The sequence below is a fragment of the Simiduia sp. genome, assembly GCF_058345725.1.
The window spans coordinates 1-26,355 of sequence record NZ_JBTUOC010000026.1 but is presented as its reverse complement, the minus strand read 5'-3'; the positions used below and the strand labels follow the sequence as shown (position 1 = coordinate 26,355).

At 54.3% G+C, this 26,355-nt stretch carries 25 protein-coding genes; 15 read left to right on the top strand and 10 right to left on the bottom strand.

The window, feature by feature from the left end; genetic code table 11:
* Positions 1-267 (top strand): hypothetical protein (locus tag ACW8F6_RS06045; RefSeq protein ID WP_491574955.1); only part of this gene is annotated, 267 nt, incomplete at its 5' end.
* Between the two features lie 402 nt (positions 268-669).
* Here the strand turns inward: ACW8F6_RS06045 and ACW8F6_RS06040 are convergent.
* Entirely contained in the window at positions 670-1,200 is a 531-nt protein-coding gene (locus ACW8F6_RS06040; RefSeq protein ID WP_491574954.1) for a DUF6714 family protein, read from the bottom strand.
* Between the two features lie 190 nt (positions 1,201-1,390).
* Entirely contained in the window at positions 1,391-1,798 is a 408-nt protein-coding gene (locus tag ACW8F6_RS06035; protein ID WP_491574953.1) for a hypothetical protein, read from the bottom strand.
* A 1,172-nt stretch (positions 1,799-2,970) separates the two neighbouring features.
* Here ACW8F6_RS06035 and ACW8F6_RS06030 point away from each other — a divergent pair.
* Positions 2,971-3,171, top strand: a complete 201-nt coding sequence (locus ACW8F6_RS06030; protein ID WP_491574952.1) for a hypothetical protein — start codon at positions 2,971-2,973, stop codon at positions 3,169-3,171.
* Positions 3,172-3,228: 57 nt separating this feature from the next.
* Here ACW8F6_RS06030 and ACW8F6_RS06025 read toward each other — a convergent pair whose 3' ends face one another.
* Entirely contained in the window at positions 3,229-3,873 is a 645-nt protein-coding gene (locus ACW8F6_RS06025) for an endonuclease/exonuclease/phosphatase family protein (protein ID WP_491574951.1), read from the bottom strand.
* 1,119 nt (positions 3,874-4,992) lie between these two features.
* On the bottom strand, positions 4,993-5,394 hold the full coding sequence (locus ACW8F6_RS06020; RefSeq protein WP_491574950.1) for a hypothetical protein: 402 nt from the start codon (positions 5,392-5,394) through the stop codon (positions 4,993-4,995).
* A 745-nt stretch (positions 5,395-6,139) separates the two neighbouring features.
* On the opposite strand from ACW8F6_RS06020, the gene ACW8F6_RS06015 reads away from it, so the two are divergent.
* Positions 6,140-6,442 carry a hypothetical protein gene (locus tag ACW8F6_RS06015; protein ID WP_491574949.1) on the top strand — a complete coding sequence of 101 codons (303 nt, stop codon included), beginning with the start codon at positions 6,140-6,142 and terminating at the stop codon, positions 6,440-6,442.
* Here the strand turns inward: ACW8F6_RS06015 and ACW8F6_RS06010 are convergent.
* The 3 genes from ACW8F6_RS06010 to ACW8F6_RS06000 are packed head-to-tail and all read right to left on the bottom strand — an operon-like array spanning position 6,439 to position 9,872.
* Entirely contained in the window at positions 6,439-7,689 is a 1,251-nt protein-coding gene (locus ACW8F6_RS06010) for a 2-oxo acid dehydrogenase subunit E2 (RefSeq protein ID WP_491574948.1), read from the bottom strand. The genes ACW8F6_RS06015 and ACW8F6_RS06010 overlap by 4 nt on opposite strands.
* 24 nt (positions 7,690-7,713) lie before the next feature.
* Positions 7,714-8,691 (bottom strand): alpha-ketoacid dehydrogenase subunit beta, encoded by a 978-nt coding sequence (locus ACW8F6_RS06005; protein WP_491574947.1) that lies wholly within the window; start codon positions 8,689-8,691, stop codon positions 7,714-7,716.
* A 2-nt stretch (positions 8,692-8,693) separates the two neighbouring features.
* A complete protein-coding gene (locus ACW8F6_RS06000) occupies positions 8,694-9,872 on the bottom strand; it encodes a thiamine pyrophosphate-dependent dehydrogenase E1 component subunit alpha (protein ID WP_491574946.1) in 1,179 nt (392 codons plus the stop codon).
* Positions 9,873-10,266: 394 nt separating this feature from the next.
* Here ACW8F6_RS06000 and gnd point away from each other — a divergent pair, with 394 nt between their 5' ends.
* The 5 genes from gnd (at position 10,267) to ACW8F6_RS05975 (ending at position 16,853) form a co-directional block, all read left to right on the top strand.
* Positions 10,267-11,796 (top strand): NADP-dependent phosphogluconate dehydrogenase, encoded by a 1,530-nt coding sequence (gnd, locus tag ACW8F6_RS05995; RefSeq protein ID WP_491574945.1) that lies wholly within the window; start codon positions 10,267-10,269, stop codon positions 11,794-11,796.
* Positions 11,797-11,860: 64 nt separating this feature from the next.
* The gene (locus tag ACW8F6_RS05990) at positions 11,861-12,589 is read left to right on the top strand and encodes a substrate-binding periplasmic protein (protein ID WP_491574944.1); all 729 of its coding nucleotides are present in this window, start codon (positions 11,861-11,863) and stop codon (positions 12,587-12,589) included.
* Positions 12,590-12,682: 93 nt separating this feature from the next.
* Entirely contained in the window at positions 12,683-14,557 is a 1,875-nt protein-coding gene (locus tag ACW8F6_RS05985) for a DUF4382 domain-containing protein (protein ID WP_491574943.1), read from the top strand.
* Between the two features lie 293 nt (positions 14,558-14,850).
* Positions 14,851-16,431 (top strand): RICIN domain-containing protein, encoded by a 1,581-nt coding sequence (locus tag ACW8F6_RS05980; RefSeq protein ID WP_491574942.1) that lies wholly within the window; start codon positions 14,851-14,853, stop codon positions 16,429-16,431.
* A 65-nt stretch (positions 16,432-16,496) separates the two neighbouring features.
* The gene (locus ACW8F6_RS05975; protein ID WP_491574941.1) at positions 16,497-16,853 is read left to right on the top strand and encodes a hypothetical protein; all 357 of its coding nucleotides are present in this window, start codon (positions 16,497-16,499) and stop codon (positions 16,851-16,853) included.
* A 54-nt stretch (positions 16,854-16,907) separates the two neighbouring features.
* Here the strand turns inward: ACW8F6_RS05975 and ACW8F6_RS05970 are convergent, their stop codons facing one another.
* Together ACW8F6_RS05970 and ACW8F6_RS05965 are read right to left on the bottom strand one after the other, a co-directional pair.
* Positions 16,908-18,590 carry a dipeptidyl-peptidase 3 family protein gene (locus tag ACW8F6_RS05970; RefSeq protein WP_491574940.1) on the bottom strand — a complete coding sequence of 561 codons (1,683 nt, stop codon included), beginning with the start codon at positions 18,588-18,590 and terminating at the stop codon, positions 16,908-16,910.
* An 86-nt stretch (positions 18,591-18,676) separates the two neighbouring features.
* Positions 18,677-18,997 carry a nucleoside triphosphate pyrophosphohydrolase family protein gene (locus tag ACW8F6_RS05965; protein ID WP_491574939.1) on the bottom strand — a complete coding sequence of 107 codons (321 nt, stop codon included), beginning with the start codon at positions 18,995-18,997 and terminating at the stop codon, positions 18,677-18,679.
* Between the two features lie 143 nt (positions 18,998-19,140).
* On the opposite strand from ACW8F6_RS05965, the gene ACW8F6_RS05960 reads away from it, so the two are divergent.
* Positions 19,141-19,779, top strand: coding sequence for an outer membrane beta-barrel protein (locus tag ACW8F6_RS05960; RefSeq protein ID WP_491574938.1), 639 nt, complete (start codon positions 19,141-19,143; stop codon positions 19,777-19,779).
* Between the two features lie 60 nt (positions 19,780-19,839).
* Here ACW8F6_RS05960 and ACW8F6_RS05955 read toward each other — a convergent pair whose 3' ends face one another.
* Positions 19,840-20,130, bottom strand: a complete 291-nt coding sequence (locus ACW8F6_RS05955) for a hypothetical protein (protein ID WP_491574937.1) — start codon at positions 20,128-20,130, stop codon at positions 19,840-19,842.
* A gap of 324 nt (positions 20,131-20,454) precedes the next feature.
* On the opposite strand from ACW8F6_RS05955, the gene ACW8F6_RS05950 reads away from it, so the two are divergent.
* The 6 genes from ACW8F6_RS05950 to ACW8F6_RS05925 all read left to right on the top strand — a co-directional run.
* The gene (locus tag ACW8F6_RS05950) at positions 20,455-20,613 is read left to right on the top strand and encodes a hypothetical protein (protein WP_491574936.1); all 159 of its coding nucleotides are present in this window, start codon (positions 20,455-20,457) and stop codon (positions 20,611-20,613) included.
* Positions 20,614-20,738: 125 nt separating this feature from the next.
* A complete protein-coding gene (locus tag ACW8F6_RS05945; protein ID WP_491574935.1) occupies positions 20,739-21,842 on the top strand; it encodes a phosphoribosylaminoimidazolesuccinocarboxamide synthase in 1,104 nt (367 codons plus the stop codon).
* Positions 21,843-21,968: 126 nt separating this feature from the next.
* Positions 21,969-22,778: a 2OG-Fe(II) oxygenase gene (locus ACW8F6_RS05940; RefSeq protein WP_491574934.1), complete on the top strand. Its 810-nt coding sequence runs from the start codon at positions 21,969-21,971 to the stop codon at positions 22,776-22,778.
* A 94-nt stretch (positions 22,779-22,872) separates the two neighbouring features.
* Positions 22,873-23,262 carry a hypothetical protein gene (locus ACW8F6_RS05935; protein ID WP_491574933.1) on the top strand — a complete coding sequence of 130 codons (390 nt, stop codon included), beginning with the start codon at positions 22,873-22,875 and terminating at the stop codon, positions 23,260-23,262.
* 84 nt (positions 23,263-23,346) lie between these two features.
* Entirely contained in the window at positions 23,347-25,098 is a 1,752-nt protein-coding gene (locus tag ACW8F6_RS05930) for an efflux RND transporter periplasmic adaptor subunit (protein ID WP_491574932.1), read from the top strand.
* On the top strand, positions 25,095-26,355 hold a 1,261-nt coding region (locus tag ACW8F6_RS05925), incomplete at its 3' end, for an efflux RND transporter permease subunit (protein WP_491574931.1). The genes ACW8F6_RS05930 and ACW8F6_RS05925, both read left to right, overlap by 4 nt.

The following is a 26,355-nucleotide window of genomic DNA, read 5'->3' as shown; positions in this document are numbered from 1 at the left end:
ATTCCATACTTGATGGCTGCTGGGAGTTTGTTCATTTTCTTTTTATACGAAAAGAAAACGAACCAAAAGAAACGCACCCCGGCTACGCGCCCTATCGGGCTCGTTCGCTCCAGTCGAATTTTAGGGGTCGCGAAAACAGGCTCCTGCCTGATCGTCGCTCAATTGGGCGTCCTGCCCAATTGCCCCCTAAAACCCGACTTCCGCTCACCGCGGCGCAAGGGGCCCCAAGAACGGAACTTCGTAGCAAAGTACGTACAATATTTCTAGCGATGCACTAAAATGCAGAGCACATTAACGCCTGGTTTAGGGGCGGCCGGAGCGTAGCGTAGGCCGTCCCAGCCGCGTCTTTTGCGGCGACCCTAAAACCACTTGTTATGCGATTTTATGAGCCTTCTCACCGCTCCTTAATTAAAGCTACCACAACTCTGGGCAGCTCAGTATATGGTGGTGCTTTCTCTCAAACTTTTATGGTGATTCCTGGCACTTATCTTCAAAAGACTTTAGTGCCCTACTCTATTTCGCCTATTCGCGATTCAGTGCACCCCAACTAGCCAGGCCTTGCAATCTCTATTTTCCAATTTCTTCAGAATCTTGTGCGATTATCATTCGCTTCATTCTGCATAACGCCCGTAACAGCCGGGAGCGTAGCGAGTCGGCTGCTTGCGTTTGTTAAGCGACTCTTTTCGCCCAATACTCCAGTGCTTTATCCATTTCTTCATGCTTAAAAAGCTCCAAAAGCTCTTCTCTGAATATACGATTCGCGTGCATCAAGCCCATCAATACCGCTTTGCACTGACGCGCCGTATAGCGATCAAACTTGTCATAGTCCGGCTCTGGCGCCAGTACAAATAGGATATCAGCTAAGAATAGATCTCCATGAACATTGTCCTTACCTGTAATCGCTAACTCCAGTATCCTTGGCATGTAATGTGCAAATCCTTCTGCCGTAAGAAAGCACCATGGGGAATAACCTACACTTCCAAGATGTTTAGAATCTAGAGTTTCAAGTGTTGCACTTTTCATCATCTCATTGTGATCATCGCATTCAGGACAATGATTGTATCTCGTGAAATGTGAAGGCCTTGCATATTCACTAAAAGCTAAATATAGCTCCTCTACAACATCGTCCAAAGGAGGTAAGTCAATTGAGACTTCAACTCTAATTATCAATGCCGTGTTTCGAAAGGATTCCGATTCCACGATAGCAAATCCGCATTCGCTGCAAACAAAATACCTATCGTCACCTATTAAGGTTGACTCCTCGATCTCAGATTTACACTCGTAGCACTTCATTCTTCAATCGCTTAACGCCGCGGTAAGCTGCGGCTATGTAGTTGATTGTGTTGTGGCAGCGTAGCGACCGCCACATAAACAAGCGACGGAATAGCCGTCAGCTTGACCGCTTTGTTATATTTTTGTAGCTAATAAACGCAGTAACTGAGGCTACAAAACCACCCAAGCCATAATAAATCATTTGCATTGGTGCAGGTGGGTACTTAGAGAATAAGACAGCAACCACTCCGATGGCTCCAACTGTGCCGGCCAACGCCACAACATAGATATTAAAAGCACGAAGCCTGAACAACAAATGCGATAGCGGATATCCAACAACAAAGGTAGATGGAACTACAAAAAAACCAAGCAACACCAACCAAAATCCGAACCAACCAAATGTATAGTGATGAGTTGTTACACCATCTGGGGTTGTACTCGACGAGTAGCCACCAGCAAGAGCCAGAACTACGGTTGTGACAATTGCAGATACCAATAATGATTTTAGTATTGCTCGATTATCCATGACTACCTTGTGAAATATAACAGCCTTATTATGCGACAAGATGTCGCGTTTAATTACGACACGCTGTCGCATATCCTCCAATCAAGACTTTTGGCTTATCAAATCTTTCTATTTAAAATCAACAAGATAGCTTTTAAGGATGATTTAAGCGCCAAGATATGCGACAGGCTGTCGGTATTCTATTGTTAGCAGGACACTTACCGCTAGACTGTGTAAATGTACAGCCTAGTTAAACACTTTGGGAAGCCCTGCTAGGGGCGGTATACCGTTTGAAGAAAGCATTGCCTTGCCGGGGGAGGGGTATTGAGAGAGGTTGGATTACATACAGGTTTTTGTTCATTTTCTTTGTGTGGCCAAAGAGCCGGAGCAACGCGTAGACAACGAGTGTTAGCGAGAGCGACGTCAGGCGCGTTAAAACAGAACCAGCCGTTGCGTAGCGAAGACCACGCGTATTTTGCGTCATAGAAAGCGCACCCCGGGTGGTCTGGCCGACGTCCTGTCGACCACCTTTCAGGCAGCATGGCTGGCCCAAATTGTTCCTGACAATTAGTCGCGCCCTATCGGGTTGTTGTCGCAGCCACATCCATGTGGCTGCCCCTGCGGGCGCAAAAGCGGACCAAATCGCTCCAGACGATTTGTCACTCCAGCCGGATTTTTGGGGCCGCAAAAACAGGCGTCCTGCCTGATCGTTGCTGACGCACAGGGATGTGTTAATGCAGCAATGGCAGGAGCCAAAGCGCTGCCAATTGGGTGTCCTACCCAATTGTCCCCTAAAAGCCGGCCTCCGTTCACCGCTTCGCAAGGGGCCCCAAGTTTTGGTGCTTCGTAGTCGATAGGGCTGGGGGATTGGGGTTCAGAGTGCCAACTTTAAGCTACCTTGTTCATTTTCTTTTATGGCCAAAGAGCCGGAGCAACGCGTAGACAACGAGTATTAGCGAGAGCGACGTCAGGCGTGTTGATAAGATCTAGTTATTCTGTTCATGGTGTCTAGCCACGTGATTTTCAGCATTTAGAAACCCATTCAGGTCTGGCGAAGACCTATTCATGGAACCACCGTACTCACCCAGAAACCGATCTTGTCCAGGCTTTCTAATGCATTGCAGATTAAGTGTTTCCGAAAATGTCCCGCAGGCCTATAATCGAACCAGTTCATATTCCAGAGAAGTCTGCACATGCAAAAGCACATAGCTGACGTACCCACAGACTTGATAACCAGTATCGATCAAACTGCATCACTTGAAGCAAGAAAAAAAGCTTTGGATTCTGGTTGTGAAGTGATTTCAACTGATGAAGATGGCCAATTAATTTCCGAGAGAAAATTAAAGGGTGGCACTATTGTTATCAAGAACGTGCCTGGATCTTCGAGAGAATAAGTATTTTAATCGCGTTTGATAAATAATAGTCTTACTCGGCCGAAAGACTGAGGTTATTTATTTAAGTTTGGCTTCGGTCACTACCGGGTAGTGGTCGCCACCTTGAAGGTGATATCGTGCTGTGTTTGACGTTGAAATATTTCCGCTCCGCAAAAAGTAATCTAGTTTTTTACCTGATCCAGGGTGAGTTGGCTCGCTCGTTGTTGAAGCGTAAATTTTATTACCTCGTGTCGTCGACCCTATCTGTATAGAACGAGTGCTTCCAGATAAGTCTGAGGGCTCAGCGTTAAAATCTCCGCCTACAATGAAAGGCATTGAATCTATAGCCGAAATAAAGTTTACAGCTTCTCTCGTATCAAAAGCCCCCGAACCACCAGCATCAGAATGTAATGTGCCGATACGAACCCCTTCATAGTCTGTATAAATTATGCTCCTACCGCTACCAGATTTGGCGCTGAATGACTGAAAATTAAGTGAGGTATGACTAGTGATGATACATGTTGAACATCGACCATTGTATGCACCGGCTTGATCCACACGGTAGATGAGTCGATGCGAACAAACAGAATCTACATCGCCTTGAGATAGCTTTCCACACTCCTGAATGAGCACGAAAGAGTAATTTGTTAACAAGTATTCTAGAATCTTCCTCTTGTCGCCGCTATCAGGTTTTCCTTGTGAATTCCAGGTGGCTATTTTCATGGCTTTTTCCGTATTTCCACGTTATTTGTGGTTTGAGTCTACACGGATAAATGGCGTTGGTGAAGAAGTAGAGGTGCTCGATAGTAGGGACGAAAGTACAGAAACCGAATCAGCGCGTCATAAATTTCTGCATTTTGGAAAGATTTTCAGATTATTTTATACTCTATTAGTTCTGTGGCGATTTACTTATTTATGGTCTTGTCTCTGCGCTTACAGGAACTTCGGTGTATCTCGGTAGCTGGCTTCATTGTTCAATAAATTCGTCACTAGCGGCGGGGTGAGATAAACAGCTGTTTATCCGGAGTTCTTATTTTGAGCGTTCCCTGGGCTGCCAGTTAGATAGAAACATATTGTCTTTCCGGGTGAAGGGTGTTGATAGAGGTTGGATTACATACATGTTTTTGTTCATTTTCTTTTATGCGAAAAGAAAATAGAACCAGCCGTAGCGTAGCGAAGTCCACGCGTATTTTTCGTCATAGAAAGGCAACCCTCCGTTCACCGCTTTGCAATGGGCCCCAGGTTGTGGTGTTTCCTAGTTGATTATGTGGCACAAGTTAACCGCGGAATTCTGCACAGCCTGCTAACGCCCAATGCCCCAGGCCTACACAAGCCACAGGGATGTGGCGCGAGCGACTCATTGCAGGACAGCAATGCTGGAGCGGTGAAGGGGTGGGGGATTCGGGTTCAGAGTACCCAGTTAAGGGTGGAACAAACCCGCGGATTTATGGTGTATTGCTGGTGAAGGATGTCTTGGGTTGGTGGGGGAGTTCAAACTTCGTATATCAATGGGTCAAATTCCTTAGAGGTAAAATTCAAAGCGATTTTAAGGTTTCTGACCCATCGAATCCCAGGATAAGTTATGTTGCGCGCAATGAGGCGTCGCGCTGCGGCATTACTTCTAGCTTCATGTAAACCGAGGGGCCGCCATGTGGGACTGTGGTTTGTCCTCCCACAGATATCGAGCCTTCGGAATACCAGGGTATGCCTGAAGACCAGCGCCGCCAACGCACGGTGACTGTGCCGGATGCGCTCCACAAATAGGTAAAGCCCCAGGTGGGGCCATCCCACACAGAAGTCCAGCGCCCTGCAGGGCAAGATGTGAATCGAGTTCCTCCTAAACTAGGCATGACAGTCTCCTTTTGACATACGGTTCCTGAATTTATCCACTTCGTCTAGCAACTCTCGTGCATGGGGTGGTGCTTGCAGTGCCCAAGCCATATCGGTATTGCAGCGCCCAAGGCCTAAGTACACTGCGCGCGCCAAGTGGGCATCGTCCAAAATGGGCAAGGTATCTTGCAGGTACCGATTTAACATTTCGCTGTTGATTCTGTGCCCATCGATGCTCAAGCGCTCACAATCATAAAAGCTGGCAATGGTATCGACTGACTCTATGGGGTAATTAACGCCAAGTGATCGACAGCGCTTTACCGCCAGTGCCGCAATTCTTAGCTCCGGCACTATGTCCATGGCTAGCAAGCACACCTCTCGATCTTCCATTGTTAATTCATTGGCTGATTTCATAACTGATTCTCCCTGTTATAGGACCACAAACGTGCTTCACGTAGGCTGCAAAGCTTAGTGATTACTTCGCTTTACGGTGTACGTCTAACTAAGCCTAGTGCTGGCTATCACGCGGATTAAAAATTATTTTATTCTGAGCTTAGCGCGCCGATATTCCCGAATTGTTGATTGCAACCTGAGGTGTGAGAACACAATTGTCGGCTGTTTCTATCGCCTTATCGTTCACAAAGTTGGCGTAATAGCTGGCAGGTATTAACGGGAGGCGATGGCTACACAAAAGGAGTCAAAAACTATATGAGCAATGCCAACTTGATGAAAAAGGCGTCATCCGTTCTTTCTGCGAATGTGACTTTGTTTGCTTCTTTAGGGTGTATTTTGGGGGCGCTCTATTGATCACGGAATTCTGCACAACCTACTAAAGCCCAATGCCCCAGGCCTTCACAAGCCACATGGATGTGGCGCGAGCGACTCATTGCAGGACCGCAATGATGGAGCGGTGAAGGGGTGGAGGATTGGGATTCAGAGTGCCTAGTTAAGGGTGGTACAAACCCATGGGTATGATCTGTGTTTCTTGGGGGAAAGTGTGTGGGCGAGTATGGATTCCTTACACGCATGTGTTCATTTTCTTTTATGCGAAAAGAAAGCAGCACCAGCCGTAGCGTAGCGAAGATCACGCGTATTTTGCGTCATAGAAAAGCCAACCTCCGTTCACCGCTTCGCAAGGGGCCACAGGTTGTGCCGATTCGTGGTTGATTATGTGGCACAAGTTAATCGCGGAATTCTGCACAGCCTGCTAAAGCCCAATGCCCCAGGCCTTCACAAGCCACAGGGATGTGGCGCGAGCGATTCATTGCAGGACAGCAATGCTGGAGCGGTGAAGGGGTGGGGAATTGGGCTTCTGCTTGCCCAACTAGGAGCGACAAAAAAACTCGCGGGTTTGAAGTCTATTGTCAGCCAGAAAAGTAGCGGCGTGCTAGAAAGCTATTGTGCACAAAAAAGGCAGGCCGGTTACCCGGCCTGCCTTTTTTCACAACAACTCAGCGCTTAGCGCATCGCGACTAGCATGCTAGCAGGGTCTTCCAAAAACTCTTTCCAGCGGTTGTTGAAGCGCGCGATGGTGCCGCCGTCGATGACGCGGTGATCGCCGGACCAGCTGACGGTCATGATCTTGCGGGCTTCTACTTCACCCTTGGCGTTAAAGCGCGGCAGTTTTTGCATCTTGCCCAGCGCCACAATGGCTACTTCGGGTTTGTTGATGATAGGGGTTGCCGCGGTGCCGCCGATGGCGCCGACGTTGGAGATGGTGATGGTGCCGCCTTTCAGTGTTTCTGGGCTGACGCGGCCGGAGCGGGCGCTGTCGGTGAGCAGGGCAATTTCGCCGGCCAGTTCCAGAATGCTGAGTGACTGCACGTTTTTAATGTTGGGCACCAGCAGGCCCACTTTGGAATCTACCGCCATGCCAATGTTGTGTGCACCCAGGTAGGTGATCTCGGTGCAGTCTTCATTGACGCGGCTGTTCATGGTGGGGAATTCGTGCAGTGCCAGCGACAGTGCTTTCATGAACAGCGGCATCATGGTGATTTTGATGTCTGGGTACTTGGCTTTCAATTGCAAGCGCAGAGCTACCAGGTCGGTGACATCAATTTCATCCACGTAGGTGAAGTGCGGAATGGTGGAGACCGATTCCTGCATGGCGCGCGCCATCACGGCTTTAACGCCTTTGATGGGTTCGGTGCGATCCGAGGGCGCCATGCTTGGCGCAGCTGTTGTGCTGCTCGCCTTGGCCTTTGGCTGGCTCTCGCCGGCTAAAAAGTTCAGCATGTCTTCTTTTAAGATGCGGCCGTTTTTGCCGGTGGCGGGCACGGTGCTTAAGTCCACATCGTTTTCGCGGGCGATGCGGCGCACGGCGGGCGTGGTTAATGCGCGCGAAGTGTTGCGTTCGAAGGCCACGTCGGCGCTATCGTCCACGGCGGCCTGTTGCGGCGCCACGGGCGGCTTGGTGTCGACGGCGGGCGCCTCTGCTTTTGCTGCTGGCGCTTCTGTTGTGGCTCCGCCCTCGTTGATTTCGATGGCGAACAGGGGCTCGTGTACTTTAGCGATATCGCCTTCTTTGTAGTAGAGCTTGACCACTTTACCATCGTACATGGATGGAATTTGTACCAGTGCTTTGTCGGTGGACACATCGGCCACGGCCTGGTCTTCGGTGATGGTGTCACCTTCTTTTACCAGCCATTCAACCAGCTCGCACTCCACAATACCTTCGCCGATATCGGGCAGAATAAAATCTTTAATCATGGTGTCTTATCCTTTCCTGAATACCTAGTAGTGAATGCTGCGTTTAATGGCTTCGAAAATTTTGTACTGGTCGGGCATGTACTCTTTTTCGTGCACCAGGGGGAAGGGGGTATCCAACCCACACACGCGGGCAATGGGCGACTCCAAATACAGGAAGCAATGCTCTTGAACCGTGGCGGCAATTTCGCCGGCAAAGCCGCCGGTTATGGGCGCTTCGTGGGTGATCAGCAGGCGGCCGGTTTTCTTGACCGACTTGGCCACGGTTTCCACATCCCACGGCAATAGGGTGCGCAGGTCGATCACCTCGCAGGAAATACCCTCGGCTTCGGCCATGGCGGCGGCCGCTTGCAGGTGTTCCATTTGTGCGCCCCAGGCCAGCAGGGTGATGTCTGACCCCTCTTTGACCACTTCGGCCACGCCCAGCGGCAATTCAAAATCGTCTTCGGGCACTTCGCCCACGGCGGCGCGGTACAAGCGCTTGGGTTCAAAAAAGATGACCGGGTTGGGATCGCGTATGGCGGCCAGCAATAAACCTTTGGCTTGGTAAGGGGTAGAGGGAACAACCACTTTCAGGCCGGGCGTTTGGGTGAAGTAGGCCTCGGGTGATTGCGAGTGGTACAGGCCGCCGGCAATGCCGCCGCCGTAGGGCGTGCGAATGGTGAGGCCGCCCACATTAAACTGGTTGCCCGAGCGGTAGCGGAACTTGGCCGCCTCGTTCACGATTTGGTCGAAGGCCGGGAAGATGTAATCGGCAAACTGCATTTCTGCCACGGGTACGTGACCCTGCGCCGCCATGCCGATGGCAAAGCCGGCAATGCCCTGCTCGGTGAGCGGGGTGTTAAAGCAGCGGGCGCGGCCGTACTTGTCTTGTAAGTTGCTGGTGGCGCGGAATACGCCGCCGAACTTGCCGATGTCTTCGCCAAAGCACACCACGCGCTTGTCGTTGGCCATGGCCAGATCCAGTGCGCTGTTGACGGCTTGCAGTAAATTCATTTTAGCCATGATCAGTGCTCCTTACCGGTGACGCTGGCGGCGGTCTTCGGGTATTTTTCCGGGTACTTGGCGATGTGGCTGCGCAGGGCGGCCATTTGGTTTTCCAAGTTGGCGTCGGGTTTGTCGTAGACGTCGGTGATTAGCTCGGACAAATCGGGCGCCGGGACTTTTTCCGTGGCCTTGAGGGTGTCTAGCACCTCTTTGCGGTAGGCCTCCAGGGTTGATTTTTCTTCCGCCTCGGTCCACCACTTTTTGGCAATCAGCCAGTTTTTCATACGCAGCACCGGGTCGACGGCGCGCCACTTGTCTTCTTCATCGCGCGAGCGGTAGCCAGACGGATCGTCTGAGGTGGAGTGGGCACCCAGGCGATAGCTCATGGCTTCGACTAATACGGGTTCGTGATTTTCCACGGCGATCTTGCGCGCTTCTACACAGGCGGCGTACACGGCCAGCACATCGTTGCCGTCTACGCGAATGGTTTTCATGCCGTAACCCACGCCGCGCGCGGCAATGCCGTCACCGGCGTACTGCTCTTCGCTGGGTGTGGAAATGGCGTAGCCGTTGTTGCGGCAGAAGAATACGGTGGGGCACTTCAACACGGCGGCCATGTTCATGCCGGCGTGGAAGTCGCCCTCACTGGCGGCGCCTTCGCCAAAGTACACCAGGGTGCAGGCGTCGTTGCCTTCCAGCTTTTGCGCATAGGCGTAGCCGGCGGCCTGCGGAATTTGGGTGGCCAGCGGTGAAGAGATGGTCATGTAGTTGAGTTCATTGCTGCCGTAGTGAATCGGCATCTGGCGACCCTTGCCCAAATCTTTGCTGTTCGACAGCATCTGGTGCATGAACTGCTCGGTGGTGAAACCGCGGTAGCGCAGGGCGCCGTGCTCGCGGTACTGGCCCATGATCATGTCTTTGTCTTCAAAGGCGGCGGCCGAGCCAATGACTGCGGCTTCTTCGCCGGTGCAGGTCATGTAAAAGCTCAGGCGGCCCTGGCGCTGGGCGCCCACCATGCGTTCGTCCAGCACGCGGATAAACAGCATGGTGTCGTAAATGCGCAGGGCGGTTTCTTTGCTGAGCTTGGGGGCCTTGGCGCCGGTGTGCAGGCGCCCGTCCGCCTTCAGCAGGCTCAGCGTCGGAATGGGCAGCTCGAAGCCGGACATCAGTCGCAGCTCGTGGGTGATTTTGTCGCTCATCTGTTACCTCTTACCCGTTGGGTGGTGTGGATTGAGACTTTTTATAAGCTTCTGCCTGCCGTTTTATGGCTGTTGTGCAGGTCTTGCCGGTTGCTCTGTCCGGCCCGGCATGGGTTTCAGAGTGTAGTTGCTCTGCTCCCAGCTACAGGCCCAAAAAATTAGCATGGCAGGCTCTGGTGAGTCCTACTTATCTTTAGGTCAAGTTACCAATTCTTGTGATACAAGTTGCTTGCATTGGCTATTTATTGGTGACTTATACCAAGAATTATCTAAATGATAGTTGATCTGGCCCAATCTGCCGGTAGCTGGCCTTTGCGGGCGGGGTAGATTGATTCCCCCTTGTGGGCCTTATTGGCGTAAAATGGCGCCTTTTTAGCCCAAAGGAAATCGCGCAATGCCTGTAGCAGCCCAGCCATGTGATATCGGATTTGTTGGCGCCGGTGTGATGGGAAAAAACCTCATCATGAACCTGGTGGATAACGGTTTCAGGGTCATTGCCTTTGACCTGGATCAGGCCAAATTAGAGGCCCTGCGCGCCCAGGACGACGCCGAGCGCGGCGATAACCCGCCGCGGGTGCTCACCTGCAACTCCTACACAGACCTGTTGGCGAGCCTGAGCGCACCGCATTTGATTGTGGTGTCTGTGCCCGCCGGCAGCCCCGTGGACGATGTCTGCCACAAGCTGATCGACGCCGGTCTGCAGGCCGACGACATAGTGGTGGACACCGGTAACAGCCTGTGGACCGACACCCAGCGGCGCGAAAAAGAGTACGAGGGCAAATTCATTCTCTTTTCTACGGCGGTGTCTGGCGGCGAAGTGGGTGCTCGCTTCGGGCCTTCTTTAATGCCCAGTGGCGATCCCTACGCCTGGACCCGCATCAAGCCTTTGTGGGAGGCCATCGCGGCCAAGGTCGATCCAGAAACCGGCAAGCCCATCGAGCGCAAGGCGCCGGGCGAGGTGGTGGCCAAGGGCGAGCCCTGCGCGGCCTACATTGGCCCGAGCGGCTCGGGCCACTATGTCAAAATGGTACACAACGGCATCGAATACGCAGATATGCAGCTGATCTGCGAGGCCTATCAAGTGATGCGCGACGCCCTGGGTATGAGCGATACCGACGTGGCCGCCGTATTTCGGCGCTGGAACGAGGGCTTGCTCAACAGCTATTTGATTGAAATTTCAGCGGAAGTGCTGGATACCGCCGACAGCGAAACCGGCGCGCCGCTGGTGAGCATGATTCTCGACAAAGCGGGCCAAAAGGGCACCGGCCTGTGGACCGCGGTCAGCAGCTTGCAGTTGGGCTGCCCGGCACCCACCATCAGCGAGGCGGTGTTTGCCCGCTCTATCTCCACCTTAAAAGATCAGCGCGTGAAAGCCGCCGACCTGTTGGCCGGTGCCGACCAACCATTGCCCTCGGCCGCCGAGCGCGAGGCCATTATCGATCAACTTCACGACGCCCTCTACTGCGCCAAGATCTGCGCCTATGCCCAGGGCTTTGATTTGATGAAAACGGCTGCCAACGAGCAGGGCTGGACTCTTAACTTTGGTGAAATTGCCAAAATCTGGCGCGCGGGCTGCATCATTCGCGCCGTGTTCTTGCAGTCGATTGCCGACGCCTACGAGCGCAACGAAGAGCTGGAAAACCTGCTGTTGGACCGCTATTTTGCCGAGCAAATTTCCACCTATCAGGGCAATTGGCGCAAGGCTGTGGCCAATGCCAGCCTTTGGGGCGTGCCGGTGGCGGCGCTCAGTTCGGCACTAAGCTATTATGATGCATACCGCACAGCAGTGTTGCCGGCCAACCTGTTACAGGGTCAACGCGACTATTTCGGTGCCCACACCTTCGAGCGCACCGACAAGCCGCGCGGCAAAAAGTACCACGTGGAGTGGAGTCAGGCCGAACGCCCCGTGGTCAAAATGAAATAGTTGCGCCGGCGTTTACACACGACCGTTTGGCGACCATAGGGAGAGGCGTATTACCGCATTGTGTTTGACGATCACCGTCCGTATAACACGGCTCTGGCTGCTATTGGCAGGCAGTTTTTTATGCGGGTTTGCCTGGGCGGTGGAGCGGGTACCCGTGTATGCCTACCACGACAAGCCGCCCTACATGATCGACCGAGACCAAGCGCAGGGCAGCTATTACGATTTAATCCGTTTTCTTAACCAGGCAGGACAGGCCTACCAATTTGAACTGCATTATTTGCCCCGCAATCGCGTGGAGCGATTATTAGCGCAGGATAAATTGGATGGCCCGGTGTTAGGTGTGAATCCCCTCTGGTTCAAGGACGCCGAGGAAAAAACTTACTGGTGGACGCCGCCCGTTTTTTTTGACCGCGACGTGTTTGTGTCGCGCGCCCAGCAACCCTTTGAGTTTGAAGGCCCCAGCTCCCTGTATGGCAAGCAGGTGTGTGTAGTGTTTGGCAATTATTATGTGGGTGTCACCGAAGCGATTCAGCGCGGCACCTTGCGCAAACTTGCCACTACTCGCGAAGAAGTCATTCTGGATATGCTGGAATTAAAGCGCTGCGATTTCGGTATCGTCAGCTTGTCTTTGTTGCGCTATTTGGAAGCACAACACGATTGGCAGGGGCGTTTTCACTTGGCCAGACAGCCACACGACGCCTTTGCGCGCCGCCTCTTGGTGCCTCGCACCGATGAAGTCTTGTACCGCTATTTGGTGCAGCACCTGGCGCAGTGGCCTGTGGCGCGGGACTGACTCGCGCTAGCTGCGAAATAACTTTTCTCTGTCAACCTTTTTGCAATAGCCCCGTTGTACCCAGTGATTGTTATCAATGACTGGGAGTTTCTCATGAAAAAATTAGTAACGGGCCAGCGCCTATGGCGCGGCGCACTGGCGCTATTGCTGTGCGGAAACCTGATTGCCTGTGGTGGTTCCGGTGGTTCAAATGCCACTGAGCCGCCGGCTGCACCAACCGCAGACACTACGGCGCTAACGCTCGGTATCACCGACGCCGAAGGCGATTTTCTGCAGTACGAGGTTGCGCTCGACAGCGTGCAACTGGTGAATGCTGCAGGCGATCAGATCAGTGTGCTACCCACCCGAGCGCGCATAGACTTTGCGCAGTACACCGATGTTACAGAAATTCTCTCGGTGGCTCAGGTGCCGGTGGGTGTGTACACCCGGGCGCAAATTACCGTGGACTTCAGCGACGCCTCGCTGGTCACGCAAGATGCGGCGGGCAATGTGCTGCCGGCCACTGCGGTGGATACTGCGGGCAATCCACTCGCGCAAATCACCGTCGACATTGACCTAGCCGGTGTGGGCGACGAACAGGGCCTGCGTTTGCGACCCGGTGTGCCGGCGCGATTCACCCTGGACTTCGATTTAGATGCGTCGAACACCGTCGCGATTGACGATGCCGGCACGCCAGACGATGTGTCTGACGACAGTGCCACCACCTTGGTTGCGGCGGTGTGGGTAGCCGAGCCGCGATTGGATACCGAGCGCGAACACCGCCTGCGCGGGTTGCTGCAAAGTGTGGACAGCAGCGCACCGAGTGTGACCTTGGCACTGCGCCCGTTTCACTTGCGCAGCGGCGCATTCGGCGAAATAACCTTGGCGTTATCCGACGCGGCAGTTTATGAAATTGATCAGCAAAGCTATGCCGGTGCCGATGGCGTTAATGCATTAGCTGCATTGGCTGCGAATACGCCTCTGGTGGCAATCGGTCACTTTGTGCAAAGCGACGAACGCTTTTTGGTTGATCAGGTGTTTGCCGGTAGCAGTGTACCCTGGGCTGGCGGCGAATTTATCAAAGGCGTGGTTACTGCCCGCGACGGCAATAGCGTGACGGTGCAGGGCGTGCGTTTTACGCCCGAGGATGCCGCCGCGATTGTGAGCCCGAGCCTGCAGTTTTTACTAACGGACGACACCCGCATTACCTACGCCGGTCAGCCTGCGGCGTTGGATCAAACCGCTATCAGTATTGGCCAGCGCCTGCGCGTTTACGATGGCACGGCCGGTGGCGAGGTAGAGGCCCAGCATATCAGTTTGTTAAAAAATCAATTGCGGGCAAAAGTTATCGAGGCGGCCGATGGTCTGATGGTGGCCGAGCTTGCACTGTTCAATGGGCGGCGCCCGGCGGCCTACCAGTGGGCGCAGAGCGGTACCGACGCAGCGAACTATCGCATACTGGATAACGGCTTACCGCACAACTTGATTGCCGGCGATTACCTCAAGGCGCGCGGCTGGGTGAGCGCCTATGATTTTGCGAATAACACCGCCGTGAATCCGTGGGATTTTGAGGCTACCACGCTCATTGATTTAGCGGTGGACGCGCGCGGTGCCGGTATCCACATTGTGTGGGATGAGGCATCTCTAGGCTTGGCAGAGGCCGGTGCCGACCGCATACAGCTCACCTTAACTGATGCCGATGCCGGTGTTGTGCACGTGGCAGGTTTTCGCGAGTCGCTGGCCGATGTTGAGTCAGTCACACTGACGGCCGCCGACACCAATGGCGCGCTTTATTCCCTGGCCGTGCGTGGAGAATCGGGCGTGCAGGTGTTTTTAGACTTCGCTGATTTCAGTGCGGCATTGGCCGAGCGGGTGGCCGCAGGTGATCGATTGCACCGGCTTAGCGCCAGCGGCCAGTGGCAAGATGCCGAGCAAAATTTTGCTGCCAAGCGATTGGTAATGAGCCTGGTGCCGGCAACTGCGCAATAATCGTGTGAGAGGTATTGGCCGCCTTTGGGCGGCCTTTTTTTTTGTGTGCTGAGTACGCACGTATCATTGTTGGCAGTGTATTTTTGTCATGCCGCCTTATAGCGCTCGCCCAATTGCGATGGATTGCGTTCTCGTTTTTCGGAAAAGACTCGCCAGCGCTGTGGCCTGTGATTGAATCGGTGCGGCGCTTCACACTTCTGTGCGCTCGGCGTAGGTGAAGTGCGATGGGTGTGAAAAGATTGCGCCGCTCTTGCCAGTAACGGCAATTACAATTTTTAAGGGACAATAGGCGCATGATGTTTTTACTTCGGCAGATTGGTCTGCGGACAATGGCTGCAGTGTGGCTGGGACTGTGTTGCACAACCCCGGCTCTTGCGGATGGCGCGTGCACCGAAGCGCCGAAAGACGGCGAGCTGTATAGCATCGTCAACGCGAGTACGGGTAAGGTACTGGACATAGTTGGGGGCGCAACGGGCGCCGGCGCACGCGTGCACCAGTGGGGCTACAGTGGCAGTGACAATCAACTATTTTATTTGCGCGCACTGGGCCAGGGGTATTGGTCAATTGTTCCCAAACACTCAGGCTTGACGCTGGATGTGGCTGGCCGCGCAGAGTTTGATGGCGCCGAAATTTTGCAGTGGCCGGCAACGGGCCACGGCAATCAGCAGTGGCGACTGACGCAAACCTCTGCGGGCAGTTTTCGTATGGATGCCCGTCACTCGGGACGTACGTTAACCGTGGCCGGCGCGGGTCATGGCGAGCGCGTGTTTCAGCAGCAAGACACTGGCGACGACCGCCAGCGTTGGTACTTTAACCCTGCCTCTATACCCTGCGCCAATCGCCCCCAGGGATTCGCAGACACGCCGGGCGCCGATGGTCTGGCGACCACTAGCGGTGGCGGCGCAGCACCCATTGAAGTTGTAACCAGCTGTGCTGCCCTGCGAGCTGCGCTGGCGAAAAGCGAGCCGGCGGTTGTGCACATCCCGGATCATACGCGCATTGACTGCCGCACGCCCGATCGGCCGCAGGTGGCCTGTGCACTGGCTTGTCCCGCCCATCAGGACCCGGGCAAAGTCTGGTACCGCGTACCGGTGGGTTCACAAACCTGCACTGAGCTGGGGAGCGATAACAATGCCACGGTAACGCTGACGCGCAATGAAACACGTATTCCCGTGGCGTCCCATAAAACCTTAAAGGGCTTGGGTCGCAACGCCAAGGTGGTGGGCGCATCTTTTGATATTACCGGTGTGCAAAACGTGATCATTCAAAATCTGTCGATTACCGATGTGAACCCAGGCCTGATCGAGGCGGGGGATGGCATAAGCGTGAACAATGCCAGCCATGTATGGATTGACCACGTGCGCTTTAAATACATAAGCGATGGCCATGTGGATATGAAAAATGCACGCCATGTGACGTTGAGTTGGAATCGCTTTGATGGCTACAACCCGAACGTGTGTGGTAATCAACATTGGTACACCAACGCCTTTGATAACTCGATGGTGACCCTGCACCACAACTTTTGGCAAAATACTGCGGGCAGAAATCCCAAGCTTACGGGAGTGGACACGCGCGCACATTTATTCAACAACTATTGGAAAAATATTTACTACTTTTCCATTGGCGTGAATCACGCGGCCCAGGCACTGGTGGAGGGGAACTATTTTGAGAATGCCGCCAAGCCCCACTGGAATCTTGGCAACGGCCAATTACAGGCCGATATTGCTCGAAATCGTTATACTGGTGCTTCGGCAGCGGACAATACTCGCCATTCAACGGGCCGGGTTTTCGAGGATATGAACCTCTATCCGTACCTGCTTGAGCCGCCGGAAGTGATGGCCGGCCGCATCGATGCGGGTGTGGGCCCGCAGTGATGCAAGCGGCACGCAGATCTAATGAGGCGATGGGTGTTAAACGGTATTCATCGAGGACGGAAGTTATGAAGCGCTTGGTGCGTTGCGCGGGAGTAGGTTTGCTAATGTGGCTCAGCGGCGCGGCTGGTGCGCTGCTTTGGCTTGGCTTTTTTGAATCACAACTGGGTAGTTTGAGTGCGCAGCAAGCGCTGGCGCCGCTCATCTATTTGCCACTGTTAAACAGTGGCGGCCTGCTATTGACCTGGGATGTTTTCAGCCACATTGAGCTGTGGATCGTAGGTGTAGGGATCCTGCTGACTCTGGCCGGCTGCGTGGCGGCGCTGCGCAAGGCGGGCACCCTGGCATTAAGTCTGTTGTTGGTTGGCAGTGCGGCCTGGTCCATTAAGGCCTGCGCGGTATTCTATGGTCTGATGAGTATTTGACGCGTGTTTGATGGGGGCGTACACCGACACAAGCCGGTGCACGCCAACGCGAGCTTATTGTAAGCCGAGCACGTCTTTACCCTGTGTGAAAACGATATCAACGGGAATACCTGCGGCGGTGAGTTTGTCGAGCTCCGCCTGCAAATCTTCGCCCATGCCGCCTTTCTCTTCTATTAACGCCACCACACCCTCGTAGTCGCCGTTGCCCTGCAGTGTTAGCAGCAAATTGGACAGGTCGTTAATGGCCTTCGTCATCGCTTTATATTCGACCCGGTAGCGGCCTTCTTTATCGATGCTAAAGGCGCCGGCATCGCGGAAGAAGTTAAAGCGCACCATGTTAGCTTTGCCGTGGGCCGAGGTGGCGCCAAAGCGCACCGAGCGAAAAATGCCGGCCAGGAAAGTGACGTAGTTATCCATCAATTGGCCTTCGGAAATCTGATTGCGTTTGTAGAGTTCAGAAATCATGTACAAGCCGAGAATGTCGGCCTTGCCCTCTTCGATGGACGACGCCGTTTCTTTGAGCGCTGTTCGCACTAGCCCTTTGTTATTCACGGTGTTTTTAATGCCCAGGCCGTGCGCCACTTCGTGGAACATGGTGTTGGCAAAAAATGCATCAAAGGTGATGTATTGCTGCTGGTCTTTGGCGATCAGCTGCTGTGCAATGGGCACTAAAATTTTGTCGAATTTTGCGCGCATGGCATTTTTTAGCTGCAGGCGACGGGTGCCTTTTTCCAGCTGTACCTGTTCATCGTTGGGCAGGTTGATGGCAATGGTTTTGGAACCCGCATTGGAGTGGCCGGCGTAGTAGACCACATCGTAGGCATTCAGGTCGGCGTCTGTGCCGGGCGTTTCCTGTTTGTAGGCTTTGTCTACCGGCAGGTTGGCCTGCAGTTCCGGCAGGAAGGCCGCGTACTTGGCCAGCTTTTCACTCCAGGCTTGGTCTTTAATGAGCACGTAGGATTCGTAGGCGGCGCGATAGCCGAACAACAAGTCCTCATAGGTTTCGATGGCGCCAATTACCAATTCCACCGGATTGGTTTTCATATCCATCCAGGCCATGTCCGAGGGCTGGTAGTCGTCGGTTTCCAGTGCGTAGGCGCGCATGTTCAGGTAGTTTTTAAACTCGGCGTTGTCGGCCAGTTTGGCTGCCTCACGCAGCAGGTCTGCGGCTTGCTTTAATTGCGCGGCGAATTTTTTGCTGTAGGGCACCACCAGTAGTTGTCCATCTTGCCCGCGCTCCACCATGGAATAGAGCTCCAAATCGCGGGTGGTGCCGAGCATTACCTCGTTTTCTGCGCGCCAGCGCTCGTACTCAGCTTTGGTCATATCGGCGGGATAGAATTGCGCTCCCTGGGGCTTTTCGCCAATCCCGTTAATGAAGGGCTTATCGGCAGCCAGCCGGTCCCAGGGGCCGTAATTAATTTCTGCAAAGCGGCGGGTGGCGCCATCTGGGATACGCGCAAGTAGGTCTTGTTTTGACCCGTAGGCCTGGGCCCAAAACAGGTCGTCCATAATTTTACTGGCGTCGATCAGCAGGCTGATCATGGCGCGCTGATTGTCGGACAAGTGCGAGAGATCTGCGTCCAGCGTGTAATCGGCATAGATGTCAAAGCGGTCTGTTTGGCTGGCGGTATAGGGCGTGAGGTTGCCGGTTGTGTCGGACGCGTCGCGCTTATCACTGCATCCGGCTATGAGCAAGGTCGCAGCCACGGCCGCGACGAGGTGTTTAATGTGCATGGGAGCCTCATTATGATTTGAGTGGGCAGAGTTCCACTGTGAGACGGATCTGGGCGGGCAAACCGGAAAGCTGAAAGCGCGCTGAATTAATCGGGCGCGCCCTGAAAGTCTTCGGCATCGCGCTTGGCCTTTTTGGCAATGGCCTGTTCGAGATCGATACCCGAGCGGTTGGCCAGCGCCAGCAAATAGAAAAATGTTTCAGTAATGCCCGCCTCAATGCGCTCCTGGCTTTGTGGTATGCGCCCAAGGGTGATGGACTCTTCCTCGGTGATCCACTGGTAGTGTTGCAGGATTTTGCTGGCGCTAACGGCCACGGCCGAAGCCAGGTTTTTGGGTGTATGGAATACCTGCCAATCGTTGTCTTCACACAGGTTGTTGTATTGCGCCATTATTTGTTTTAGATCCATTGCCTGCTTCCCTAATACGCTGATTGTTGCCTACAGCCTAGCATTTTTGGGTTTCGGCGCAATGGCAATCTGGTCTGTGTCAGATGGACATTTTCGCTGACAATGGCATTATTGCGCCCAGATATTGAGAGGGAGCGAGAGCAATGAAGCAAATTAGTCGCGCAATAGGCGTGTGTGTGATGTTGGCAATGGCCGGTGCGCCCTTGGCCTGGGCCGATAACGGTGTCAATCTCGACGTCAGCTATTTGGGCGGCGTGGCCTCTGAGGCGTCGGTGGAAGGCGATAGCTATGACACAGACCTGAACATGCAGGGTATCAAAGGCGCGTTTCACGTGCCTATGACACAGTATGCTTTTTGGCAGGGCAGCTACGATTACACTACCGATGATCTCGATGGTGTTAAAACGGAAATAACACTTGGCAAGGTTGCCGTGGGTGGGCGCTTGCCCATTGGCGAACAGTTTTCCCTAAAGGCCTACGGTGGCTATGCCAATAGCGATATCGCCGAGGACGGTAGCAGCGGACGTGAGTCTGGTGTGCTGTACGGGGTTGCCGCGGATGTGAACTGGGCCGATCAACTCACCCTGGAAGCGCACTTTGAACAGGCGAATTTGGGCGATGTGACCTTTCAGGAAGCCGGTATCAATGGCTACTGGTACTTTACGCCAGCCATTGCGGTGGGCGCCGGGTATAAGTATCGAGACTTTGAAGTGGACGTGCTAGACAGCACCGTTGGTTTGGACTTTGGCTATATTGAGGCTGGATTGCGGATTTCCTTTTAGAAAACGCCCCCATAAAAAAACCGCGCATGGCGCGGTTTTTTTGCAACTGGCTCGAGAATATTACGCGTTGGCCATGCGATCTTTGTACGCGCGCACTGCGGCGTTAAAGTTTTCGGCGACTTTTTCCATTTCGCTGACCATGGCATTGTGGCGGCTGGCATTGCCCCTAACACATTCAATATAGCCGTTAGCGGCGTCCAGGTATGCTTTGACGTCGTTTTTGGCTTTGATCATTTGTGCGGTTACGGCACTTGTGGGATCTGGCAGTTCTGGCGCAGAGGGCTTTTCGCACGCTTGCGCAGCAGTTGAGAACAGGGCGGTTGCGAATAACAGGGCAAAAACTTTGTTCAAGGTAACTCTCCATTCCAATTCAGAAGGGCCAATCCGCTGTGTTTGGCCAGTGTCGTTTGACGGAGGGCACTATAGCGACGCCCTGAAAATGCGGCCAATACCGATTTCGAATATTTTTTTAGAAATCTATGCCCTGGATCACATTTTTATAGCCAATTCTAAGAGAACGGCAAATATTAAGTGCACATAGCGTGCTACTGCTGCTTGCTTAAGTATTGTTGCAGGTGTAAATGAGACTGTTGTCTAAGAAGCGCCCTTGCCTCCATGTGAACCAGCCTAGTGAAATTTAAACAAGACCCCTATAAAAAGTACTAAAAGTACTATTTGGTACTGGAAAACGGGCACATCTGGCGCGAAAAAGAGCGCTCGCGCTTTCGCTATAAGGTCGGCACAGAGATTCGCGTTGAAAAAGGCGCGCTGGGGGCAAATTACCTCTACGTGGAAGGCCAGCCGGGCATGGTTCTGGTGGAGCGCTACAAGTAGTACTGTTCAACCTAAATAGTGCCGCCTAAGTAGTACTGGCATAGGTGCTCTTGGCGGGATTGGCTGGTAAAATCGCGGCCTTCCCGCCGGCCAGGGCCGGCGCACCGCCAGTACAGGACAGCCCCATGACGCTCGCTCGCCAAGTTTTAGCCGTAAACGACGACCTGCCCATTCGCACCGACAAGCCCGTGCACAGCGGTAAAGTGCGCTCTGTGTATTGGCTCTCCGCGGAGGACAGCCGCCGCCTGATTGCGCAAAAAGGCTACGATGTGGCGCCCGACGCCCCCTTGGCGATTATGGTTATTAGCGATCGCATTTCGGCCTTTGATTGCATTTGGCGGGCCGAGGGCGATGTGCGCGGGGTGCCCGGTAAGGGCGCGGCGCTGAACGCCATTTCCAACCACTGGTTTCGGCTGTTTAAGGCACAGGGCCTGGCCGATAGCCATATCCTGGATATACCGCACCCCTTTGTATGGATCGTGCAAAAGGCCCGGCCGGTGATGGTGGAGGCCATTTGCCGCCAATACATTACCGGGTCCATGTGGCGCGCCTACAGCAAGGGCGAGCGCACTTTTTGCGGCATTCAGTTGCCCGAGGGCCTGGGCAAGGATCAGGCATTGCCAGAGCTGCTGATTACTCCTTCCACAAAGGGTATTTTGCGCGGCATCCCCGGTGTGCCGGAGGCGGACGATGTGAACATTACCCGCCAGCAGTTGCTGGACAATGTGTCGGCATTTGGCTTTTCCAGTGCGGCGGATATCGATGTGTACGAATCCCTGCTTAAACAGGGATTTGGCGTCATTAGCGACGCGCTAAAGCGCAACGGCCAGATCTTTGTGGATACCAAGTTTGAGTTTGGTTATGTGACCGACAGCCAGGGTCGGGAAAAACTGATCTATATGGACGAGGTGGGCACGCCCGACTCCTCCCGTATCTGGGATGCCGAGGCCTATGCGGCGGGTCGCATTGTGGAAAATTCCAAGGAAGGGTTCCGCCAGTTTTTGCTAAACCACTTCCCCGATCCCGACATACTGCTCAATAAAGATCGCATGGCCGAGCGCGAGGCGCTGGCGCGCGACAATGCGCTGCCGCTGGAGGCACTCATGGATGTTTCGCGTACCTATACCGCCATCGCCGAAAAAGTGACCGGCCAAGCGGTGCGCCTGTCGGACGACCCCAAAGCAGAAATTGTACAAGTACTGCACGACCAATTTGGTCTTGTCCGCTAATTGAATCACTGTCGGGGGTGCCCGGCCAGATTGAAAATAACCGTAGACTTTGGCAGCCTGTCTTTCAGAATAAAAAATCCCCGTTAGGCCGTCCGGCACTAGGGGGCTAACCACAGGAGCGGTGTTATGGACCCACAGTGGCAGGCGTGGACGCGGCACAACCTCGAGCGCGGGTGTAATCCCGCGGAAATTGTCGCCATTTTACAGCGCAATGGTTTCAGTCACGCCGACATCCAGGCCGCCATGAGCGGCCAAGCGGCAGTGCAGACGCCCGACTTGGCGATTGATTACGGGGCCCTGGCGCAACCGGCTCTGGTGCAAAATCCCAGTGCTGTGGGTGCAAGGGCGATTGCAGACGGTTCGCTACAGCTATTCGAAATCCCCAATTTTTTAGATGCGGCCCACTGCCAGGGCATTTGTGCACTGATCGATGCCTGGCTGCGGCCCTCTACGGTGACCACGGGCGATCTACACACGGGCTTTCGCACCAGCCAGACCTGCGACCTGGGCCAAATGCAGGACCCGCTGGTGTCCGATGTAGACCACCGTATCGCGTGCGCACTGGGGCTAAATCCCGCTTGGGCCGAGGCCACGCAAGGGCAGAAATACGCCGTGGGCCAGGAGTTTAAGGCGCACACTGATTACTTTGAGCCCAATACGCCCGAGTACGCCAAATATGCCGGCGCCCGGGGCCAGCGCAGCTGGACCTTTATGATTTATCTGAACGATACCGAGGCCGGGGGCGCCACCCACTTTACCCATTTAAACCGTTCCTTCTACCCGCGCCGTGGCACGGCCTTGGTGTGGAATAATCTGCACCCGGACGGCACGCCCAACCCCGCCACTGAGCACCACGGCATGCCGGTCGAAGCGGGCACCAAGTCCATTATCACCAAGTGGTTTCGCGATCGCGGCCCAGGCCCAATGGGTATTTAGCGCGACTGAGAATCCAGTTGACGCAGAATACTTGCCCGATCCGGTGCACTCTGGCTATGATGGCCACTGATTCCACGTGCAAACGATACCGCCCATGTCTCTGTGTTTACGACAGCTGATGTTATTCGCCCTGTTGCTGGCCTTTGCCGCGCAACTGGTGGCGGCTGCACAGCCCTGTGCCATGGCGAGCGGCATGGCAAGTGACATGGCGCCTGGCGCGATGGACCACGCGGCTCACACTATGGTCGATGGCGATCACAGCCAGCACGCCATGGACGCCACACCCGAGCGCGGGAGTCCGCTTGCGGTCTGTTGCGACCTGGGCATTGATTGCGATATGAGCCAGTGCGGTTTGGCCGTGGGCCTGGTGCAATACGTTGACACCTGGCCCATTGCGGCCGCACTGCCGACTAACTTGGCGCCGCACAAAAATCCCCTATCGTTCTTCGCCGATCCTCTGTACCACCCACCCCGCCTCGCCTAACACACTCGAAATCCGTCTGAAATTTGGCCGCCAGGCCTGTCGTTGAATGTGTGATTGCACGGGCAATCGTATAGAGGCAAAAGCATGAAAACTCTTCTAACCCTTGCGCTGGGCATTGCGCTGGGCGCCGCCTTCATTGGTTTGTGGCTCGCGCCGGAGGCGCAACACAGCTCTGCTGAAGCAGATAAACAACCGCTTTACTGGGTGGCACCCATGGACCCGAACTACCGGCGCGACGGCCCCGGCAAGTCGCCCATGGGTATGGACCTGATCCCCGTTTACGACGAGCCTGCGGCCGGCGATGCACCAGGGACAGTGCGCATTAGCCCCGAGGTGGAAAACAATTTGGGGGTGCGTACCGCCACCGCCGAAGTGCGCTCCTTGAGCGCACGCATTACCACCGTGGGCTATGTGGGTTATGACGAAGACAAATTGGTGCACCTGCACCCGCGCGTAGAAGGCTGGATTGAAAAACTGTATGTGAAAGCCGAGGGTGATCCAGTCCAAAAGGGGCAGCCCCTGTACGATTTGTATTCGCCCGAATTAGTGAATGCTCAAGAAGATCTGTTATTGGCACTGCAGCGCGGTGAACAACGCTTGATTGACGGCGCAAAAAATCGCTTGCGGGCCCTTAAGGTGGCCGAGCAACACATTGAGCAGTTAGTGGCGAAACGCAAGGTCACCCATACCGTTACCTACTTTGCATCCCAGAGTGGCGTGGTGGAAGCACTGTCTATCCGCGAAGGTTTTTTCGTACAGCCGGGCAGCACGCTGTTCAGTGTTGGCGCCGTGGACACCGTGTGGATTGCCGCCGATGTCTTCGCTCGCCAGGTGAACTTTTTACGCGCTGGCCAAAAAGTCCGCATTGCGCTGCCGCATTTGCCGGGCAAGACGTTTAGCGGTGAGTTGGCCTACATCTACCCCACCTTAACTGCCGATACCCGCACACTGCCTGTGCGCATTCGCTTTGATAATAAAGCCGGATTGCTAAAGCCCAATATGTTTGCGGAATTAGTCATCGAAGGCGATGCGGGTAAACCCGCACTCACTGTTCCGCGCGAGGCGGTGATTCGCACCGGCGATCAAAACCGGGTGGTTTTAGCCATGGGCGACGGTCGCTTTAAATCGATTGCCGTGCAGCTGGGACGAATGGACAGTCAGTTTATTGAGATTAATGACGGTTTGGCTGCCGGCGATCGGGTGGTCACTTCGGCGCAATTTCTGTTGGATTCGGAATCGGCCAAAAGCTCTGATTTCTTACGTATGAGCCCCGTGGCCGGTGTTGCATCTGTGTGGGTCGGCGGTGAAATTGTTAGTTCCGATAGTGGCAGTCGCACCGTAACGGCACGTCATGACCCAGTGCAAGAGTGGGACTGGCCGGCCATGACCATGGATTTTTCCGTAGCCAATTCCGTGGATATGGCGCCGCTCAAAGCGGGCACCCAATTGCATATGGAAATCAGCAAAACCGACAGTGGATTTGAAATTACCGGCACTCACATTATGGGTGGCGGCCAGCCTATGGCGGTTGAAAATACGGCGCACCGGTCAGCGGCTGCCAATGTGGCAGAGGTTGAGGGCCTTATTAATTCGCTGGATCGCGAAAAACGTATCGCCAATATCAGTCGCGGTCCCGTGGACAAATGGCAGCGACCAGCGGCGACGCTGGACTTTGCGCTGGCCCAAGATTTGGATGTGTCGGCGCTCAAGGTAGGGCAAAAAATTCGCTTTCGCTTTCGCGCTGAAAACGGCGAGTTTACCATTGTGAAAATTCTGGCGACTAGCCGGCAAGACGCCACACCGATGGATCACAGCCACCATGGAGGCAGCTTATGATCGCGGCCATTATTCGCTGGTCGGTGGGCAACCGATTTTTGGTGCTGCTGGCCACACTGATACTGATCGGCGTGGGACTTTATTCCGTCAAACAAACGCCCGTGGATGCCATACCCGATCTGTCGGATGTGCAGGTGATTGTCAAAACGTCCTACCCAGGCCAGGCGCCCCAAGTGGTGCAAGACCAGGTGACCTACCCCTTAACTACGGCGCTGCTGTCGGTACCCGGTGCGGAGACGGTGCGCGGCTTTTCTTTTTTTGGCGACAGCTATGTGTATGTCATTTTCAACGAAACAACGGATCTCTATTGGGCGCGCTCGCGCGTACTGGAATACTTAAGTCAGGTGGCACCGCGTTTACCCGAGGGTGCAACACCGGAGTTAGGGCCAGATGCCACAGGCGTGGGTTGGGTATTTATTTACGCCTTGGTCGATCGCACCGGCCAGCACGACTTGAGTCAGCTGCGCAGTTTGCAGGACTGGTTTTTGAAATTTGAATTGCAGTCGCTGCCCGGGGTTTCAGAAGTGGCCAGTGTGGGCGGCATGGTGCGCCAATACCAGGTGCAGGTTGATCCGCAAAAGCTGCGGGCCTTTGGCATTCCGCTGGCAATGGTACAAGCGGCGATTGAGCGGGGTAATCAGGAAATTGGCGCCAGCGTCATCGAGATGGCGGAGGCGGAATATATGATCCGCGCCACCGGCTATATCAGTTCCATTGCCGATCTGGAAACCATTCCGTTGACTGTCAATGATAAAGGCACGCCGATTTTGTTGCGCGATGTGGCAGACATTCAATTGGGGCCCGACATGCGCCGCGGGGTGGTGGATCTCAATGGTGAAGGTGAAACCGTGGGCGGCATCGTGGCAATGCGCTATGGCGAAAATGCGCAAACCACCATCGATACGGTAAAAGCGCGCCTCGCCTCACTTAAGCCAAGCCTGCCCGAGGGTGTTGAGATCGTCACCGTCTACGACCGCTCGGAACTGATCACGCGCGCGGTGGATAACCTTTGGCAGAAATTAGCCGAAGAATTGGCAATGGTGGCGCTGGTATGCGTGTTGTTTTTATTTCATGTGCGTTCTTCATTGGTCGCAGTCATCAGTTTACCGGTGGGTATTTTGGTGGCGTTTATCATCATGCATTGGCAGGGCTTAAACGCGAATATTATGTCGCTCGGCGGCATTGCCATCGCCATTGGCGCTATGATCGACGGTGCCATTGTGATGATCGAAAACATGCACAAGCACATGGAGCGCA